Origin of the sequence: Streptomyces tibetensis (genome assembly GCF_007655005.1) — a bacterium.
Taxonomy (GTDB): domain Bacteria; phylum Actinomycetota; class Actinomycetes; order Streptomycetales; family Streptomycetaceae; genus Streptomyces; species Streptomyces tibetensis.
In genome coordinates this window covers 24,449-41,804 of record NZ_SZVW01000034.1, presented here as the reverse complement: position 1 = coordinate 41,804, position 17,356 = coordinate 24,449, and the positions used below count along the sequence as shown (strand labels likewise).

At 71.2% G+C, this 17,356-nt stretch carries 16 protein-coding genes and 1 pseudogene; 10 read left to right on the top strand and 7 right to left on the bottom strand.

Features of this window, described 5'->3' with window-relative positions; translation table 11 throughout:
• Positions 1-82 precede the first annotated feature (82 nt).
• Complete coding sequence (locus FDO69_RS39250; protein ID WP_104788607.1) at positions 83-664, bottom strand: sigma-70 family RNA polymerase sigma factor; 582 nt, start codon at positions 662-664, stop codon at positions 83-85.
• Positions 665-1,026: 362 nt separating this feature from the next.
• On the opposite strand from FDO69_RS39250, the gene FDO69_RS39245 reads away from it, so the two are divergent.
• Entirely contained in the window at positions 1,027-1,407 is a 381-nt protein-coding gene (locus FDO69_RS39245) for an STAS domain-containing protein (RefSeq protein WP_104788604.1), read from the top strand.
• A 168-nt stretch (positions 1,408-1,575) separates the two neighbouring features.
• Entirely contained in the window at positions 1,576-2,088 is a 513-nt protein-coding gene (locus tag FDO69_RS39240) for an EF-hand domain-containing protein (RefSeq protein WP_104788601.1), read from the top strand.
• Here FDO69_RS39240 and FDO69_RS39235 read toward each other — a convergent pair.
• Positions 2,067-3,575: a class I adenylate-forming enzyme family protein gene (locus FDO69_RS39235; protein ID WP_104788598.1), complete on the bottom strand. Its 1,509-nt coding sequence runs from the start codon at positions 3,573-3,575 to the stop codon at positions 2,067-2,069. The genes FDO69_RS39240 and FDO69_RS39235 overlap by 22 nt on opposite strands.
• A gap of 101 nt (positions 3,576-3,676) precedes the next feature.
• On the opposite strand from FDO69_RS39235, the gene FDO69_RS39230 reads away from it, so the two are divergent.
• The 4 genes from FDO69_RS39230 to FDO69_RS39210 all read left to right on the top strand — a co-directional run bounded on the left by FDO69_RS39230 (position 3,677) and on the right by FDO69_RS39210 (position 8,090).
• Positions 3,677-4,873: an amidohydrolase family protein gene (locus tag FDO69_RS39230; RefSeq protein ID WP_104788596.1), complete on the top strand. Its 1,197-nt coding sequence runs from the start codon at positions 3,677-3,679 to the stop codon at positions 4,871-4,873.
• Complete coding sequence (locus FDO69_RS39225; protein ID WP_104788594.1) at positions 4,873-6,006, top strand: acyl-CoA dehydrogenase; 1,134 nt, start codon at positions 4,873-4,875, stop codon at positions 6,004-6,006. The genes FDO69_RS39230 and FDO69_RS39225 overlap by 1 nt, the downstream gene beginning before the upstream one ends.
• 279 nt (positions 6,007-6,285) lie before the next feature.
• Positions 6,286-7,167, top strand: coding sequence for an acyl-CoA dehydrogenase family protein (locus FDO69_RS39215; RefSeq protein ID WP_104788683.1), 882 nt, complete (start codon positions 6,286-6,288; stop codon positions 7,165-7,167).
• Positions 7,168-7,610: 443 nt separating this feature from the next.
• A complete protein-coding gene (locus FDO69_RS39210) occupies positions 7,611-8,090 on the top strand; it encodes an ATP-binding protein (RefSeq protein ID WP_167526774.1) in 480 nt (159 codons plus the stop codon).
• 511 nt (positions 8,091-8,601) lie between these two features.
• Here the strand turns inward: FDO69_RS39210 and FDO69_RS39205 are convergent.
• Positions 8,602-9,528, bottom strand: a complete 927-nt coding sequence (locus FDO69_RS39205) for a cyclase family protein (protein WP_104788588.1) — start codon at positions 9,526-9,528, stop codon at positions 8,602-8,604.
• Positions 9,529-9,632: 104 nt separating this feature from the next.
• On the opposite strand from FDO69_RS39205, the gene FDO69_RS39200 reads away from it, so the two are divergent.
• The 3 genes from FDO69_RS39200 (at position 9,633) to FDO69_RS39190 (ending at position 12,852) form a co-directional block, all read left to right on the top strand.
• Positions 9,633-10,544, top strand: coding sequence for an SDR family oxidoreductase (locus tag FDO69_RS39200; RefSeq protein ID WP_104788585.1), 912 nt, complete (start codon positions 9,633-9,635; stop codon positions 10,542-10,544).
• Between the two features lie 110 nt (positions 10,545-10,654).
• Positions 10,655-11,803 carry an acyl-CoA dehydrogenase family protein gene (locus FDO69_RS39195; RefSeq protein WP_104788582.1) on the top strand — a complete coding sequence of 383 codons (1,149 nt, stop codon included), beginning with the start codon at positions 10,655-10,657 and terminating at the stop codon, positions 11,801-11,803.
• Positions 11,803-12,852, top strand: coding sequence for a Zn-dependent alcohol dehydrogenase (locus FDO69_RS39190; RefSeq protein ID WP_104788580.1), 1,050 nt, complete (start codon positions 11,803-11,805; stop codon positions 12,850-12,852). The genes FDO69_RS39195 and FDO69_RS39190 overlap by 1 nt, the downstream gene beginning before the upstream one ends.
• A gap of 152 nt (positions 12,853-13,004) precedes the next feature.
• Here FDO69_RS39190 and FDO69_RS39185 read toward each other — a convergent pair whose 3' ends face one another.
• A complete protein-coding gene (locus FDO69_RS39185) occupies positions 13,005-14,018 on the bottom strand; it encodes a GlxA family transcriptional regulator (protein ID WP_104788577.1) in 1,014 nt (337 codons plus the stop codon).
• Between the two features lie 84 nt (positions 14,019-14,102).
• Between FDO69_RS39185 and FDO69_RS39180 the strand changes: the two are divergent.
• Positions 14,103-14,276, top strand: a pseudogene (locus tag FDO69_RS39180) (MFS transporter); the annotation flags it as partial.
• Positions 14,277-14,714: 438 nt separating this feature from the next.
• Here the strand turns inward: FDO69_RS39180 and FDO69_RS39175 are convergent.
• The 3 genes from FDO69_RS39175 to FDO69_RS39165 form a co-directional block, all read right to left on the bottom strand.
• Complete coding sequence (locus FDO69_RS39175) at positions 14,715-15,347, bottom strand: hypothetical protein (protein WP_104788574.1); 633 nt, start codon at positions 15,345-15,347, stop codon at positions 14,715-14,717.
• Positions 15,348-15,652: 305 nt separating this feature from the next.
• A complete protein-coding gene (locus FDO69_RS42575; protein ID WP_234388296.1) occupies positions 15,653-16,648 on the bottom strand; it encodes a hypothetical protein in 996 nt (331 codons plus the stop codon).
• Between the two features lie 7 nt (positions 16,649-16,655).
• Positions 16,656-17,222, bottom strand: a complete 567-nt coding sequence (locus FDO69_RS39165; RefSeq protein ID WP_104788572.1) for a hypothetical protein — start codon at positions 17,220-17,222, stop codon at positions 16,656-16,658.
• Between the last annotated feature and the right edge of the window lie 134 nt (positions 17,223-17,356).

Below are 17,356 nucleotides of genomic sequence, written 5' to 3'. Positions count from 1 at the left end.
CTCTCGTCCCGGGTGTTGGCCTTCTCCTCGCGGCCGTCGTCCCCTTCGCCGTCCTCGTGCGCCTCGAAACGGTCCGGCCTGTTCACACCGCACCCCCGTATCCGGGCGGGGCGCCCGGTGCCTCGGTGTCGTGGGCGGTGGAGAGCAGTTGCAGGCCCAGGCGCAGGCGGCGACGGGCCTCGTCCTCGGTGATGCCGAGGTCGGCGGCCGTCTGGCGGTAGTCGCGGCGCTGGAAGTAGGCCCGCTCCAGGGCCGAGCGCAGAGGGACCGGCATGGACTGCACGATGTAGTCAGCGCGGGCGGCGACCGAGGCGCGGCGCACCCTGTGCTCCAGTTCCTCCGTGGCGCCGGAGCCTTCGCGGGCGAGGGCGGCGGTCTCGGTGGCGCGCAGCCGCTGCACCGCGAGCCGGTGGGTCAGGGTGGCCACCCAGGTACGCAGCGGGCCCTGTCTGGGGTCGTAGGAGTCGGGATGCTCCCAGACGTGGATGAAGACCTCGCGGGTGATGCCGTCGGCGGCGCGTTCGTCGCCGAGCACGCGGTGGGCGAGGCCGTGCACAAGGGAGGCGAACCGGTCGTAGAGCTCACCGAGGGCGGCCGCTTCGCCGCGGGCGAGCCGCTGCTGCATCTTGCGGTCCCAGCGAGGCGGTACGTCCTTTTTCGCCATGCGGCCCCCTCACCCCCTGCTCGTGTCCCGCGCCCGTGCTCTGTCCAGCCTGTGCCCGATGTCTCCTCGAATGTAGTCGGCACGTCCGGTGGCGCACGCCCCTTTGTGGCAATGTGCGCCCCCTGACCGGCTGCAAGTGGTAGAAGGCGCCGGCGCTCGCACCGGAGGCCTTTGGGCTCGCGCCTACCCCGCCGTCGTCCGATCAGACATGACTGGAAAAGGATCGAACAGGATCGAAGTCGGCTAAATCAAGCCTCTTCTGCGGGGTATCCGTTTTCCGGGTTGCGTTTCAGGGAACCGCCGCTGGGCAGCCGCGCTGCAAGGAAGCGTAGGGACTGCTTCCGGTTTGGCGATCGAAGGGCTTGGTGGTGACCTTCAAAGTGACCGGCGGCGAGCAGGGCGAATGGGCCGTGCTCCAGGTGTCGGGCGAGCTGGATCTGGTGACGTCGCCGATGCTGCGGCAACGCGTGCACGACGTGGTGGCCGAGGGGCATCACTGCCTCGTCCTGGATCTGTCCGAGGTGTTCTTCTGCGACTCCAGCGGCGTCGGCGTGCTCATCGCGGCCCGTCGGCTGATCCGCTCCTGCCAGGGCCGGCTGCGCCTCGTGCTGCCCGCCCGGGGTGCGGCCGACGGATCCCACGTCAACCGGGTCCTCGGCGCGCTGGGCGTACGCAGACTGTTCGACGTGTACGGCGATGTGGACGCCGCCCTCGGCGACGAGGGCGAACCCCTGTCCGCGTGACGGCCCGATGACGCACGGTACGGCGAATGTCGCCGTTCCGACACGCCGTTGTCCCGGAATTCCCCCGGTCTTGGCACAAGTGACGTTTTCGCGCGCCCGAACGGCGCCCTCCGTCGTACGCTCCGACCCAGACGTACCCCACCCGACGTAAGGCGGCCCGAAAGAGACATGGTCAGCAGCGAGTACGAGCGCAGGATCGCCGCCCGGTTCGCCACCTTCGACCAGGACGGCAACGGCTACATCGACCGCGAGGACTTCTACGGCGCGGCCAAGGCGCTGCTCACGGAGTTCGCCGTGGCGGCCCGGTCCGACAAGGGGCAGGCCCTGTACGGCGGTGCCGAGGCCTTCTGGCAGGGCATGGCCGGGATGGCGGACCGCGACGGCGACCAGCGCATCACGCGCGCGGAGTTCGTCAACGGCGCGGTCAAGCGCCTGCGCGACAACCCCGACCGGTTCGCCGAGATCGCCCGCCCCTTCCTGCATGCGGCTCTGGACGTCGCCGACACCGACGGTGACGGAGCGGTGACGGTCGAGGAGGCCGGCCGCGTCCTGAAGTGCCTCGGCGTCCCCGAGGACGTCGCCGGACCGGCCGCCGCCACGCTCGACGCGGACGGTGACGGCAAGGTCGGCGAGACCGAGGTCGTCCCGGCCTTCGCCCGCTACTTCACCGTGCCCGAATAGCGTTCGCGAAGCCTGTACTTCAGCACCTTCCGCAGGGTCTCGCCCCGCGGAAGGGCGTCCACCACCTCCAGCCGCTCCGGCAGCTTGTGCACCGACAGTCCCTCGGTGCGCAGGAAGGCGGTCACGCCCGCGAGCGTCAAGGTGTCGGCGTCCGGTGGCTGTTCCACCACCGCGCACACCAACTCGCCGCGCGCCGCGTCGGGGAGCCCGATCACGGCCACGTCCCCGACCGCCGGATGCCGGTGCAGCAGGTCCTCGATCTCCTGGGCCGAGATGTTCTCGCCCTTGCGGATGATCACGTCCTTCAGCCGGCCGGTGAGCACCAGGTGCCCGGTGTCCGTGAGCCGCCCGAGATCGCCGGTGCGCAGGAACCCTTCCTCGTCGAAGGCCTCCGCCGTCTGCCGCGGATCCAGGTACCCGCGGCACACGGCCTCCCCGCGCAGCCGCACCTCCCCGTCCACGATCCGGATCTCCATCCCCTCCGGCGGCCGTCCCTCGGTCGTCGCCAGCAGTTCGGGGCCGTCGTCGGGCGCCCCCATGGTGATCATCGGCACCTCGGTCATGCCGTACCCGTGGGTGAGCTGTACGCCCATCTCGCGCACGACCGCGTGGTACAGCTCCGGCGGCTTGGGCGCCCCGCCGCCCGCCAGCAGCCGTAGCGACGGCACGACCGGCTCTCCCGGCCGCTTGCGCTGCTCTGCCAGGAACATCGAGTAGAACGCCGTCGACCCGCCCGCCATCGTCACCCCGTGCGCGCGGTACGCCGTCAGTGCGTCCGGCAGCGCGAACTGCTCGAACAGCACCGCCGGGAAGCCGTACAGCAGCAGCATCACCGTGTAGTCGGGGCCGCCGATGTGGGCGTAGGGGAAGGCGATCGAGCCGACGTCGTCCGGCGAGGGGCGCAGCGCGTGCGCCAGGCAGGAGCCGCCCGCCAGCAGCGAACGGTCCGTGTGCAGCACGCCCTTGGGGTCGGAGGTCGTGCCGGACGTCCAGTAGATCCAGCGGACGGCGGTGCCGTCCGAGGGCGGGGGAGGCAGCAGGGACGGATCGCCGTCGGGCAGGTCGTCCCAGGCCTCGAAGACACCCTTCGCGCCCAGCCGCCGGGCCATCTCCGCGTGGTCGAAGCCGCGCCAGGTGCCCGGCACCGCGAAGAACTCGGCCTTCGACTCGCGCAGTGCGAAGCCGACCTCGCGGTCCCGGTAGAAGGGGATCACCGGGGTCTGCACGGCGCCGAGGCGGGCCAGGGCGACGGACAGCAGGGCCGTCTCGATGCGGGTGGGCAGCTGCCAGGCGACCACCGTGCCGGGGCGTACGCCCATGTCGTACAGCCCGGCCGCGACCCGCTCGGCGCGGGCGCGCAGCGCCTCGAAGGTGAGCGTGCGGCCGTCCTGGTGGAACAACGGCCGGTCGGGGGTGAGGGCCGCACGGCGGGTGACCAGCTCCCACAGCGTGCGAGACGCACTCAGGGTGTGCGGGGTCTCGTTCACGGGTGCCCCCTGCTCCTCGGCGCGCTGCTTGGCTGACGAGTCGTCAGATGCGATGCTATCTGACGCTGCATCAGATAAGTACCGTCCGGCGGAGGGGACCCATGGCGACCGAACTGCCCCGCATCATCAGCGTCGACGACCACGTGATCGAGCCCGCCCACCTCTTCGACACCTGGCTGCCGGCCAAGTACCGCGAGCGCGGCCCCAGGGCCCTGACCGCCGGCATCGGTGAACTCGCCTACATCGGCGGCAAGTACCGGATCACCATGGACCCGGACGGCCAGCCCACCGACTGGTGGATCTACGAGGACCTGAAGTTCCCGTACAAGCGCAACATCGCCGCCGTCGGCTTCGACCGGGACGAGATGACCCTGGAGGGCATCACCCGCGAGGAGATGCGGCCCGGCTGCTGGGACCCCAAGGAGCGCCTGAAGGACATGGACCTCAACCATGTCGAGGCGAGCCTCTGCTTCCCCAGCTTCCCGCGGTTCTGCGGCCAGACCTTCGCCGAGGCGCACGACAAGGAGGTCGCCCTCGCCTGCGTGCGCGCCTACAACGACTGGATGGTCGAGGAGTGGTGCGGCGACAGCGGCGGGCGGCTCATCCCGCTGTGCCTGATCCCGCTGTGGGACGTCGGCCTGGCGGTCGAGGAGATCCGCCGCAACGCCGCACGCGGGGTGAAGGCGGTGACCTTCTCCGAGATCCCCACCCACCTCGGGCTGCCGTCCATCCACTCCGGCTACTGGGACCCGTTCTTCGCGATCTGCCAGGAGACCGGGACGGTCGTCAACATGCACATCGGCTCGTCCTCGCAGATGCCGGCCGCCTCCCCGGACGCCCCGCCCGCCGTCCAGGCCTCCCTCAGCTTCAACAACGCCATGGCCTCGATGATGGACTTCCTCTTCAGCGGCGTCCTGGTGCGCTTCCCGCGCCTCAAACTCGCCTACTCCGAGGGCCAGATGGGCTGGGTCCCGTACGCCCTGGAGCGCGCCGACGACGTCTGGGAGGAGCACCGGGCCTGGGGCGGCGTGCGCGACACGATCCCCGAGCCGCCGTCCACGTACTACTACCGGCAGATGTACTGCTGCTTCTTCCGCGACAAGCACGGCGTGGCGTCCCTGGACGTGGTGGGCCGCGACAACGCCACCTTCGAGACCGACTACCCGCACGTCGACTCGACCTTCCCGCACACCAAGGAGGTCGCCCTCGACCACGTCGAGGGTCTCGACGACGAGACGGTGTACAAGCTGATGCGGGGCAACGCCATCCGGATGCTCGACCTGGACCTCGACCGCTGATGGACCTGTCGGACACGCCCGAGGAGGCCGCCTTCCGGGCCCGGCTGCGGGAGTGGCTCGCGGCGGTGCTCCCCGGCCTCCCGCACCAGCCGTCCCCCGACGACTGGCCGGGGCGGCGGGCCTACGACCTCGGCTGGCAGCGCCGGCTCCACGACGCCGGGTACGCCGACGTCCACTGGGGCGCCCCGCCGAGCGTCCGGCTGATCTTCCTTGAGGAGACCGAGAAGGCGGGCGCGCCCTACGTGGGAGCCAACTTCGTGGGCCTGTTGCACGCCGGTCCGACCATCGCCGCCGAGGGCACCGCACAGCAGCGGGAGCGCTGGCTGCCGCCGATCCTGCGCGGGGAGGAGGTCTGGTGCCAGGGCTTCAGCGAACCGGACGCCGGTTCCGACCTCGCGGCCCTGCGCACCCGCGCGCGGCGCGACGGCGACGCCTACGTGGTGACCGGCTCCAAGATCTGGACCTCCCACGCGGAAGTCGCCGACTGGTGCGAGCTGTTGGTCCGCACCGACCCCGGCGCACCCAAACACCGGGGCATCACCTGGCTCGCCCTGCCCATGGACGCGCCGGGCATCACCGTGCGGCCGCTGCGCACGCTGGCCGGGTCGGCCGAGTTCGCCGAGGTGTTCCTGGACGAGGTGCGGGTGCCGGTGGCGAACCGGGTCGGGGACGAGAACGACGGCTGGCGCGTGACCATGGTGACGCTGTCCTTCGAACGCGGTACGGCGTTCGCCGGCGAGGTCGTGGCCTGCCGGCGCGTGCTGGGCGAACTGGCCGTCGAGGCCCGCAAGAACGGCCGCTGGGACGACCCCGGCCTCAGGCGCCGGCTGGGCAGACTGCACGCCGAGTTCCGGGCGCTGTGGCGGCTCACGCAGTGGAACGTCAGCGCGGCGCAGGCGTCGGGCGGGGTGCCGGGCGCCGGCGGCTCGGTCTTCAAGCTCCGCTACTCGCACGCCCGCCAGGAGCTCTACGACGCCGCCGCCGAGGTACTCGGCCCCGACTGCCTCGACCTGGACCGGCCATGGACCCTCGACCGGCTGTCCTCCCTGGCGTACACGATCGCCGCCGGCACCTCCCAGATCCAGCACAACATCATCGCCGAGCGCATCCTCGACCTGCCGAAGGGACGGTGAGGCGCTGTGCGGTTCCGCCTGACGGACGACCAGCGGGCGCTGCGGGAGGGCGTGCGCGAGGCGCTGGCCCGCCGATTCGACGCGGACGCCCTGCGGGCGGCCGCGGAGGGTGCTGCCGGGGCGGAGGGCGGCACGGAGGGTGAGGGGATGGGCCGTCGCGGGGTGGGGGCCGGCTCTTCCGGAAACGGCGGTGGCGGTGCGGGCGGCGACGGGACGGTCCGTTCCGAGAACGGCGCAGGCGGGGCGAGTGGTTCCGCGTCAGCCGGGGAGCGGGCGGGTGTGTCCGGGGTCGGTGGCGAACGGGCGGGCCGTGCCGGGGCCGGTGGCCGGCCAGTACGCCTTGCCGAGGCGGACGGGGGCGCCGCGGGGGCCCGTCGAACGGCCGGGTCGCCGCGGCTCGACCGGGCGTTGTGGCGGGCCCTCGGAGACCTCGGGTTCTTCGCGCTGAGGATGCCGGAGGCGGAGGGCGGGGTCGGACTCGGGCTGGTGGAGGCCGTGTTGGTGTTCGAGGAGGCGGGGCGGGTGCTGCTGCCCGGGCCGCTCGTCGCCACCCACCTCGCGGCCGGGGCCGTACCGGGCGCCGCCACCGGGGAGACGGTGGTCGCGGCCGTGGACGGCGGGCTCGTGGAATGGCTGGCGGAGGCGGACGTCGTGCGCGGGGACGCCACCGGGGCCGTGCCCCTGCGCTCGCTCGACCCGCTCACGCCCCTGCACCGCGTCCCCGCCGGGCGCCCCGCACCCGACCCCGTCGCGATCCTGCTCAGCGCCGCCGAACAACTCGGCACGGCCGTCCGCGTCGGCGAACTCGCGGCGCAACACGCCCGGGCGCGCGAACAGTTCGGCCGGCCCGTCGGCGCCTTCCAGGCGGTGGCGCACCTGTGCGCGGGGATCTTGGTCCGGGCGGAGACGGCCCGTGCCGCGGTGTACGCGGCCGCCGTCACGGCCGACCCGGCCGACATCGCCGCGGCCCGGATCCTCGCCGACGAGGCCGCCGTGCGCGGCGCCCGCGACTGTCTCCAGGTGCACGGCGGCATGGGCTTCACCTGGGAGTCCGAGGTCCATCTGCATCTGAAACGCGCATGGGTTCGAACCCAGCGTGCGGGCGGAGTCACCCAGAGTGAGGATCTGCTCGCGGCGGCTCTGGCGTCCGAAACGGTCTGACGCGCCGTCTGGCTGCGGTATCGCCGTGCACGCTCCCGGAGATGTCGCGGATCGTGGCATACCGGAATCACGGAGCGTTGATATCGGCTTGTGTCCTCAGTGTGACTCGTTACGGCCTGGAGTCGATTGCCCGCTCCGGTACCTTGTGTCAAATGCGAGTGGCTCCGAGCGCAGTGCGACCCCGTGGCGCCGCCTGTTCGACTGCCCGCGGCGAGCGTCGCACAGTATGCCGCACGGGTACTCCTTCGCGCTGGAATATGCCCGAAGCGCTTGTTGGCGTGACTGTACGTCAACCATGCTGTCCCACAAGGGATTCACGTTCCGTGATCCTTGTCCCGGCCGTTGTTCTGGCCATGCAGAAAATGGCTACGATCGTGGCCCTCGTGAGGCGCGAGCCTAAGTGTCCGCCGGTTCGGATGGTGTGAGCGGTGCAGGTGCTTCAAGTGCAGCTGGAGATCCGGCCCGACCCCGCAGAAGTGGGGCGAGCCCGGCGGTGGGCCCGCTCCCGCCTGGCCGGGTCCGGCATACAGGCCGACGAACCCCTCGCCGAGACGCTGATCCTGCTCGTCTCCGAACTCGTCACCAACGCCGTGGTGCACACCGGCCGTCCCGCCGTCCTGCGGCTGTCCCTGCCGCACGTGGTGACGGAGGAGGCCACGGTCCGGCTCGAGGTCGCGGACCGCAGCGGCCGGGCCCCCGTGCCCCGGTGCGCCGGCGACGACGCGACCGGCGGCCGGGGCCTGGCGCTCGTGGACGGCCTCGCCGACCGCTGGGGCTGGAGTGTCGAGGCCACCGGCAAGCGCATCTGGTGCGAACTGGACCGGTGCGCGAAGTCCGGCGACCTCACGACCTCGTGCGGTGGTGGCGCGGTGGCGTACGGCGGCGGGACGGCTTTTGAGGGTCTGGCGTACGAGGCGGTGTAGTGCCACGGCTTGTCGCCCGGCGCCCGCGCCTGCCGGACGCGGTGTACGGCGGCACATGCCGCGGGTGTGTGCGGCGGGGCCGGGGCACGGATGCACCGGGCCGCCGGGTTCGGTCGGGCCATGCGGCGATGCGCCGGGACGTGCTTCCGTGCGCGCCTACGGCAAAAGCCTCAACTGCGACATATTGCCGAACGGGTGTTGACGGGTCGTGACCGCTTGCTCACGCTTGGGGGCAGCGATTCGCCGAGAGGGGACGACGAGGGCTTCGGTGGACGGCAGCCCTCGGCGAGTGTGAGTCGCGATTCGGCGTCGGCTTCCTTCAGGGCCAGGGAGTCGGGGCGGGAGCGCCGGAGTCGGGTGGCGGCGCGCGCTGCCGTGCTCGGGGCGAGCAGCGCGGCGCCGCCATCCAGCTGCAGCGGGTGGCGGCCCGGTGCCCGCGCGGCGCGCGCTCGCTGTGCCCCGCCGGCCTGCGGGCCTGCCGGTCGGCCTACAGGACGGCCTACAGGACGGCCTACAGGACGGCGACGGGGGCCACCGGCGAGCCGGTCGCTCCGGTGAACGGCTCGGGGGTGGCCGTCAGCAGGAACGCGTACCGGCCCGCTTCTCCACAGGCTGTGGACAACTTTTCGAGATTCCAGTTCTGGCCCTGCGGCATGCCCATCTCCACGAGGTGGAGCGCGTGCACCGGAAGCCAGAGGTCCGCGACCTCCGGCGGGAACACCTCGAAGGTCAGGGTGTCGTTGGCGACGGCCGCGACATCGCGCGCGTGGAACCACTCCGGCGTACGGATCGACAGCCCCGGCGACGGATACGCGTAGCCGTGCCGGTCCCCGGCCAGACAGGCCTGGATCTGCCCGGTCCGCACGAGCACGACGTCCCCCGCCCGTACCCGCGTACCCGCCAGCTCCTCGGCGGCGTCCAGGTCCTCGGGTGTGACGGCGTACCCGCCGTCCAGCCGGTCCGTGCCCCGGGCCCGGGCGACGTCCAGCAGCACTCCGCGTGAGACCACGTGCCGGACCGTGCCGATGCCGCTGAACCCGGCGCCGCCGTGCGGGGTGACGGTGTCGGCACTCCGGCCGTTGTAGAGCCGGCCGGAGTGCGAGACGTGCGGCAGCGCGTCCCAGTGGGTGGCCGCCTGGAGCCCCATGGTCACGACGTCGTCGCTGCACGCGACGGTGCCCGGGCCGAAGATCTCCTGGTTGATCTGCACCATGGCGTGCAGGGGGTTGACGCGTCCGGGGATCACGCCGGTCTGCACACCGTCCTGCTGGAGGGGCAGGGCGAGGGGGATGCGCCGGCCGGTGCGGACGGTCGCCGCGGCCTGCCTGACGACCTCGTCGGTGATCAGGTTCAGTGTGCCGATCTCGTCGTCGGCGCCCCAACGCCCCCAGTTGTTCACGCGCTTGGCGATGTCGTGGAACGCGTCCGGCAGCGACATGAGTCCTCCCCGGGGCTTGTCTTCCTGTATCTGACGGGTCGTAGAATTCGGGAACCGACAATCTAACGGTCCGTCAGAAACCGTGGGACGGGAAGGGGCCGGGCGTGGGGAACTTCTTGGCAGGCAAGGTCGTCGCCGTCACGGGTGCCGGGCGGGGCATCGGCCGGGCGGTCGCGCTCGCGGCGGCGGCCGAGGGTGCGAAGGTCGTGGTCAACGACTACGGCGTCGCGGTCGACGGGGGCTCACCGGCGAGTGAGGTCGCCCAGGCCGTGGTGAAGGAGATCGAGGCGGCGGGCGGGGAGGCGGTGGCCGTCGCCGACGACATCTCCACGATGGCGGGCGGGCAGCGGGTCGTGGACGTGGCGCTGGCGTCGTACGGGCGGCTGGACGGTGTGGTCTGCGTGGCCGGGATCCTGCGCGAGCGGATGCTGTTCAACATGACCGAGGAGGAGTGGGACCCGGTCGTCGCGACGCACCTGAAGGGCACGTTCACGGTGTTCCGGGCGGCGTCCGCGGTCATGCGGAAGCAGCGGGCCGGGACGCTGATCGGCTTCACCAGCGGCAACCACCAGGGGTCCGTCTCCCAGGCCAACTACAGCGCCGCGAAGGGCGGGATCATCTCGCTGGTGCGCAGCGCCGCACTGGGGCTGCACAAGTACGGGGTGACCGCGAACGCGGTGGCGCCGGTGGCGCGGACCAGGATGTCGGCGGGGGTGCCGATGGAGCTGGCGGAGATCGGGGAGCCGGAGGATGTCGCCGCGCTGGTGGTGTACCTGCTGTCCGACGCCGCCTCCCGGGAGGGGATCACCGGGCAGGTGTACACCGTGGCCGGGGCGAAGATCGCGGTGTGGGCGCAGCCGAGGGAGTTGCGGGCCGCGTATGCCTCCGGCGGGTGGAGCGTTGAACGGATCGCGGAGTTTCTGCCCGGGTCGGTGGGGGTGGATCCGATGCCGCTGCTGGAGCGGGTGCGGGAGATGGAGAGGGCGGCGGGTCAGGGGGAGCGGCCGAACGCCTAGTAGCTCGGGGACCTTCGGCCTTTCGGCGGGTGCGGGTGCGCTGTGGCTTGTCGCGCAGTTCCCCGCGCCCCTAGGGAATCTGCCCCCGCGGCATCGAGAGGAGCACCCTGGTGGACTTCGACTTCGGGCCGGAGGACGACGCGTTCCGCAGCGAAGCTCGTGCCTGGCTCGCTGTGCGTGCCGACGGCGTCTCGGACCGCCGCACGTGGGAGCGTGCGCTCGGTGCTGCCGGGTGGATCGGGCTCGGGTGGGGCGAGGACGGTTACGGGAATCGCAGGGCCACCCTCACCCAGCAGGTCGTCTGGGCCGAGGAGTACGCGCGGTCGGGGGCGCCGGCGCGGTCCGGGCACATCGGGGAGAACCTGCTCGCGCCCACGCTCCTCGCCCACGGCACCGACGAGCAGAAGTCGCGCTTCCTGCCGCCGATCGCCGCCGGTGCGGAACTCTGGTGCCAGGGGTACAGCGAACCCGGCGCGGGATCGGACCTGGCCGGGATCCGGACCGCGGCCGTGCCCGAGCCGGACGGCCGTACGTACCGCGTCACCGGGCAGAAGATCTGGACGTCGCTCGCCCACGAGGCGGACTGGTGTTTCGTGCTGGCCCGGACAGAACCCGGCTCGGTGCGGCACCACGGCCTGTCCTTCCTGCTCGTCCCCATGGACCAGCCCGGCCGGATCGAGGTCCGCCCCATCCGCCAGATGACCGGCACCGCCGACTTCAACGAGGTCTTCTTCGACGGCGCCCGCGCGGAGCACGTCGTCGGCGGCGCGGGCAACGGCTGGCGCGTCGCCATGGGCCTGCTCGGCTTCGAGCGCGGGGTGTCCACGCTGGCCCAGCAGATCGGCTTCGCCGAGGAACTGGACGCAGTGGTGCGGGCGGCCGTGGAGTCGGGCGCGGTGCGGGACCCCGTCGTACGGGAGCGGCTCGTGCGGCAGTGGGCCGAACTGCGCACGATGCGCTGGAACGCCCTGCGCACGCTGGGGGGTTCCGGTGACGCGGGCGCCCCGAGCGTGGCCAAGCTGCTGTGGGCGGGCTGGCACCAGCGGCTCGGGGAGCTGGCCGTGCTGGTGCGGGGCGCGGCGGCAGGGGTGGGCCCCGCCGACTGGTCGGCCTCGGACCCGTACCAACTGGACGCCGCGCAGCACCTGTTCCTCTTCTCACGGGCCGACACGATCTACGGCGGCTCGGACCAGATCCAGCGCACGATCATCGCCGAGCGCGTGCTCGGCCTGCCCAGGGAGCCCAAGGGGGCCGTGTGATGCGAGGCGTGATCTTCGACGGGAAGCAGGTCCGGGTCGTGACGGACCTGGAGGTGCGCGAGCCCGGGCCGGGCGAGGTGCGGGTCGCGATCTCGGCGGCCGGGCTGTGCCACAGCGATCTGTCGGTGGTGGACGGGACCATCCCCTTCCCCGTTCCCGTGGTGCTGGGCCATGAGGGGGCCGGGGTCGTGGAGGCGGTGGGTGCGGGCGTCACCCATGTCGTGCCCGGGGACCATGTGGCGCTGTCCACCCTGGCGAACTGCGGCACGTGTGCCGAGTGCGACCGGGGGCGGCCGACCATGTGCCGGCGGGCCATCGGACGCCCGGGCCGGCCGTTCGGCCACGCCGGCTCGCCGGTGCACCAGTTCGCGTCCAACTCCGCGTTCGCCGAGCGCACGGTCGTCAAGGCCGTACAGGCGGTCCGCGTCCCCGACGACATCCCACTGACGTCGGCCGCGCTCATCGGGTGCGGGGTGCTGACGGGGGTCGGCGCCGTACTCAACCGGGCGCGGGTCGACCACGGCGACAGCGTCCTGGTCATCGGGACGGGCGGCATCGGCCTGAACGTGCTCCAGGGGGCGCGGCTCGCGGGCGCCGGGCGGATCGTCGCCGTGGACGCCAACCCGGCGAAGGAGGAGGTCGCGCGGCGGTTCGGCGCGACCGACTTCCTCACCTCGGCCGAGGGCGTGCGCGACCTCCTGCCCACGGGCGCGGACCACGCCTTCGAGTGTGTCGGCCGGGTGGAGCTGATCCGGCAGGCGATCGACGCGTTGGACCGGCACGGCCAGGCGATCCTCCTCGGGGTTCCGCCCGCCACGGCCGAGGCGTCCTTCCGCGTCTCCTCGATGTACCTCGACAAGTCCATCCTGGGCTGCCGCTACGGCTCCTCCCGCCCGCAGCGGGACATCGCCCTGTACGCCGAGCTGTACCGCCGGGGGCGCCTCCTGCTCGACGAACTGGTCACCCGGACCTATCCGGTCGAGGACTTCGAGAAGGCGGCGGCGGACGCGGAGGCGGGGCGGGTGGCGCGGGCGGTGCTCACCTTCTGAGGGCGGTGGTGCTCGGCTTCTGAGGCCGGGGCCGCTCAGCCTCAGGAGGGCGGTGGTGCTCGGCTTCTGAGGGCGGGGCCGCTCAGCCTCTGGAGGGCGCCGGTGCTCAGCCTCTGAGACGGGGCCGCTCAGCCTCAGGAGGGCGGGGCTGCTCAGCTTCTGAGGGTGGCGGGCCCGTCGTTCTCCGCACGGAACGTCCGCCGGTACGCCGTGGGCGTGACCCCCAGGGCCGACTGGAGGTGCTGGCGCATCGACTGGGCCGTGCCGAAGCCCGCGTCCCGCGCCACCCGGTCGACGGAGCGGTCGGTGGACTCCAGGAGGTGGCGGGCCCGCTCCACGCGCTGCTGGGTGAGCCACTGGCCGGGGCTGACGCCGGTCTCCTCGCGGAAGCGGCGGGTGAAGGTGCGCACCGACATGGACTCCCGGTCGGCCATGTCGCGCAGCTGGATCGGCTCGTGGAGACGGCCCAGGGCCCAGGCGCGGGCCGAGGTCGTGGTCGCCTGCTGCGGGTCCGGCACCGGCCGGTGAATGTACTGCGCCTGACCGCCGTCGCGGTGCGGCGGTACGACCGTGCGGCGGGCCACCTCGTTCGCGACCGCCGTGCCGTGGTCGCGGCGCACCATGTGCAGGCACAGGTCGATGCCGGCCGCGACGCCGGCGGAGGTCAGGACATCACCGTCGTCGATGAACAGGACGCCCGGGTCGACCTCGATCTGCGGGAACAGCCGCTGGAAGCGGTCGGCGTCGGCCCAGTGCGTGGTGGCGGGGCGGCCGTCGAGGAGACCGGCGGCGGCGAGGACGTAGACGCCGGTGCAGATCGAGGCGAGCCGGGTGCCGGGACGGATGAGGGCGAGGGCGGCGGCCAGTTCGCCGGTCAGCACGCCCTGCTCGAAGACCGGGCCGAGTTCGTACGACGCCGGGACGATCACCGTGTCGGCGGTGGCCAGTGCCTCCGGGCCGTGCTCGACCTGGATGGCGAAGTCTGCGTCGGTCTGCACCGGGCCCGGGGGACGGACCGAGCAGGTGACGACGTCGTACAGCAGGCGCCCCCGGGCGTCCCGGGGGCGGCCGAAGATGCGGTGCGGGATGCCCAGCTCGAAGGGGAGCAGGCCGTCCAGGGCGAGGACGACGACCCGGTGCGGGCGGAACTCCGGCTCACGGCTCATGCCCCGATGCTATGGCCCGATCCTGACGAATGCTGTCCTTCGGGCCACTCGATGGAGTACGCCACAGGCCGGAAGCTCTATGTCGTGACCCAGACAACCGAAGCAGCGGCCGTCCAGCAGCCGCCGAAGCCGACCCGTGTGCGGGTGCACCGCGCCTGGTTCGTCGCCGCCGTGACCTTCGTGACGATCATCGGTGCCGCCGCCTTCCGGTCCGTGCCGGGCCTGCTCATCGATCCGCTGCACGACGAGTTCGTGTGGTGATGCTTGGGGGAACAAACTTGCGTCCCGGTTCTCTCTCGGATGAGTCGATCTTGTCAAGCCTGAGACGGTCGGATGTGGTTGAGCTCACAACGACGTGAAGGGCCTCGGTCTCAACCCTCGCGAGGAGAGATGAGCCGGGGCTCTGGTCTATTGCCTGCTTGCGACCGTCGTCGTCGTTCTCGTCGAGCCGCTGAGTGCCGCTGTGTTGGCCGTTGAGTGAGTGGCTGAGGAGTTGGGCCGATGCGTGCGTGAGTGGTTGCGAGCGGTCGACGTGGCCCGTCCTCGGCTGTGCTGGTGGCTGTCGACGCGTCGCCGGTCGGCCGTAAGGGGTGGGGTATGACCCCCTGGGCGCGTTCTTCCTCACCGCTACGTCTTACCGCCTGCCCTTGCGCCACGGTTTCAGGGTCGACCTGGGCAGTCGGTCGGCAGTTCGTCTCAGCGGCGAGTGAGGCGCGGCAAGGGAAGGGGGGCCGCCTGGCGAAGCGTCTCGTAGAACGTGAGACCCACCGCGCGAGCTCGATCACCAGGGGCCGCATTGACGAAGTCAATGTCAACCAGAGGCATGCGCCTGCATCGCACCCCCACGTCCTGGCCGTCGAGCAGGCACGTCAAGGTGATCACCTGGCCTCGCCTGATGTGGCCCGGTGAGAAGGCGATCTCATTGCCTCCCACCGCCGGCAGCAAGATGCCGGCATACGCCCCCTCCTCGGGCTCTTGGTCGACCGCCAGAGTTGCCAGGACCGGGGAGCCGAACTCGAACTCCAGACACTCGCCGTTGTGGAACATGGCCGAAGTAATGTCCCTGCGGCCGACGTTCGCGACGCTGAGCTGCACGATGCGAGGATCGTCCGCGGTGATGTCGTGTGCGCTGACGGTGATCCGACCCCCGAACCGCGTATCAAAGAGTGGGGGCTGCGCCGTAGTCCACCATTGCAGGCGCAGCTTTGGATTGGCCGACCTGAACGTGGCCCAGGTGCTGAGGACCCCAAAGAGAATGCCGACGACGGACGAGACGATGATCGCCCAGACGTCGACGTTCGACCACCACTGCCCCGCCAGCATCTTCATGCGCTGAAAATACCGGAGCTTCCCCCTGGGTAAGCCTGTTACGGCAATCCCAGCTTGGTAGGTCAAAGTGATCGTCGGTCAGCTTGTCGTACCCGACCTCATCGGCGAGGCGCGAGCGAAGTCCGGGCCGGAGTCGGCGCTTCGGTGGCCCGCTCGAAACTGATGTCAGGCCGAGCCTTCCCCCTCGGTGAACGACTCGGGCTCGTAGCGCTTCATGGCCTCGCGGCGTTCCTTCGCGTACTGAGCCTCGATCATCTCGGGAGTGATCCCCCGCTTCCTCGCCAGGGGGTCAAAGACCCTCTCGGTCAGACGCTCGTCCGTCTGGGTGAAGAGTCGACAGTCCGCCTTAGGTCCGCGCACAGCTTGGCCCGGCTCGACTCGGTGATCATCTCTTGGATGCGCTCGCGCCAGAAGTGGTGAACCAGGAAGTTACGCCGCTTCAAGCTGTTGGTGAGGTCGTCGACCACTTCCGGGTAGGCGCTGACGTACGGCTCGGCTCGCCGGATGAGCTTGCCCATCATGTCCTTGAACCCCTGCGCCCAAGGGTCGCGGATGAGTCGTTCCCCCTGCTCCTCGGCCGTGATGATCCTGGCCATCGCGAGGGTGTTGACCAGGGTGTGTTCGAGGACGTTGGCCTTGTAGATGGCCAGCCCGAAGAGGGCGTACACGGTCTTGTGGTCCGTGTCGTTGTCGTACTCGTCGTCCGGCTCCGGGTCCGGCTCCTCACGCCAGGTCGGCTGATGCCGGACTACATACAGTTCGTCCATGCCTTCAGTGTGGCGCCAGGAGCGGACCAACTCGTACTGAGTTTTGATGACTTGGCTTCGAGACTCCCGAGCCGGCCCCTCCTGGGTGCGGTCACTGACTTGCGCGGCCACCTCCTCGACGGGCCGGGGCTCCCGGTCGTCGAGCCGGAAGTGAGAGTCAGGAAGGCTCTGTGCGTCCGCCTCGACGTCCAGTCGGAGCGAGAGAGCCAGACCCTCGCGGATGGCATGAGAGCCCGCGAGAGCGCCACCGCAGACCGAACCGAAGCCCTTCACTTCGTGGCCGGTGATGACGTCCAGGGCGAGCACCACGGCGTCGAGAGCGTCCGTCGTGTCGGCGTTCGGGTATCCGTGACCCTTCGTGGCGTAGAGCTCGACGTCGAGCCAGCGGGCAGAGCCTCGCCCCTGGTGTGCGTCGGCAGAGATGAGCCGGACGTTCACGCCGGGGAGGGTGAGCGAGTCGAGCAGGATTGTGAAGTGCTCGGCGGCCTGGCGGCCGGCGTGGTGGACGTGAGAGACGAGAAACAGGGGGATCAACTCCTTCTCAAGCGGCCAGGGCTTCGGCGATGACGAGACCGATCGGGACGCCGGTATGGCGCTGTGCCTGCCACACGTCGAAGCTGCGGTGACAGGGCTTGGCGAGCGGGGCGTAGTGCTCGGGGTCGGTGGAATACAGGGAGCCCTTGGAGTCGGCGTGCGTCGACACCTTCGGCTTGGGGTCCGTGCCCAGGTACGCCCACTCGGCGGCCTGTCGTCCGCAGCCACAGGCGCAGCGCCAGCCCGAGGCAGGGCCGTGCTCGGCCTTCACTCGGGCGTGAGCGGTGGTGTAGGCGACAGCGTCGCCCTTCCAGTTGCCGGACTCCTCGCGGAGCTTGCCGAACATCGGGTGAGCCTTCCCCGAGCGGTGGGCGCCTCGGTCACCACAAGTCACGGTCGGGTTGTTCTTGCGTCGGAGCGACGGGCCGGGAACGTCGACCGTCCGGCCGCAGTCGCAGTCACAGCGCCAGTAGGTGACGACGTCCCCACCGGGACGACTGTGGGTGTGAGCTTGGGCGACGACGACGAGAGCGCCGTAGCGGTTGCCGGACAGGTCGAGCTTGCGGGGTGCCACTGTGGTTGTCCTCCTTGGGGTTGGGCCGCCTGTCGGCGGCCACTTGGGCAGAGCTGCAACGGCAAGGTGAAGTTGCTTGCCGTGTGTGTCTTCGGATGTGGGGCGCGGTAGCGCCCCCAGTGAGTAAACGGGCA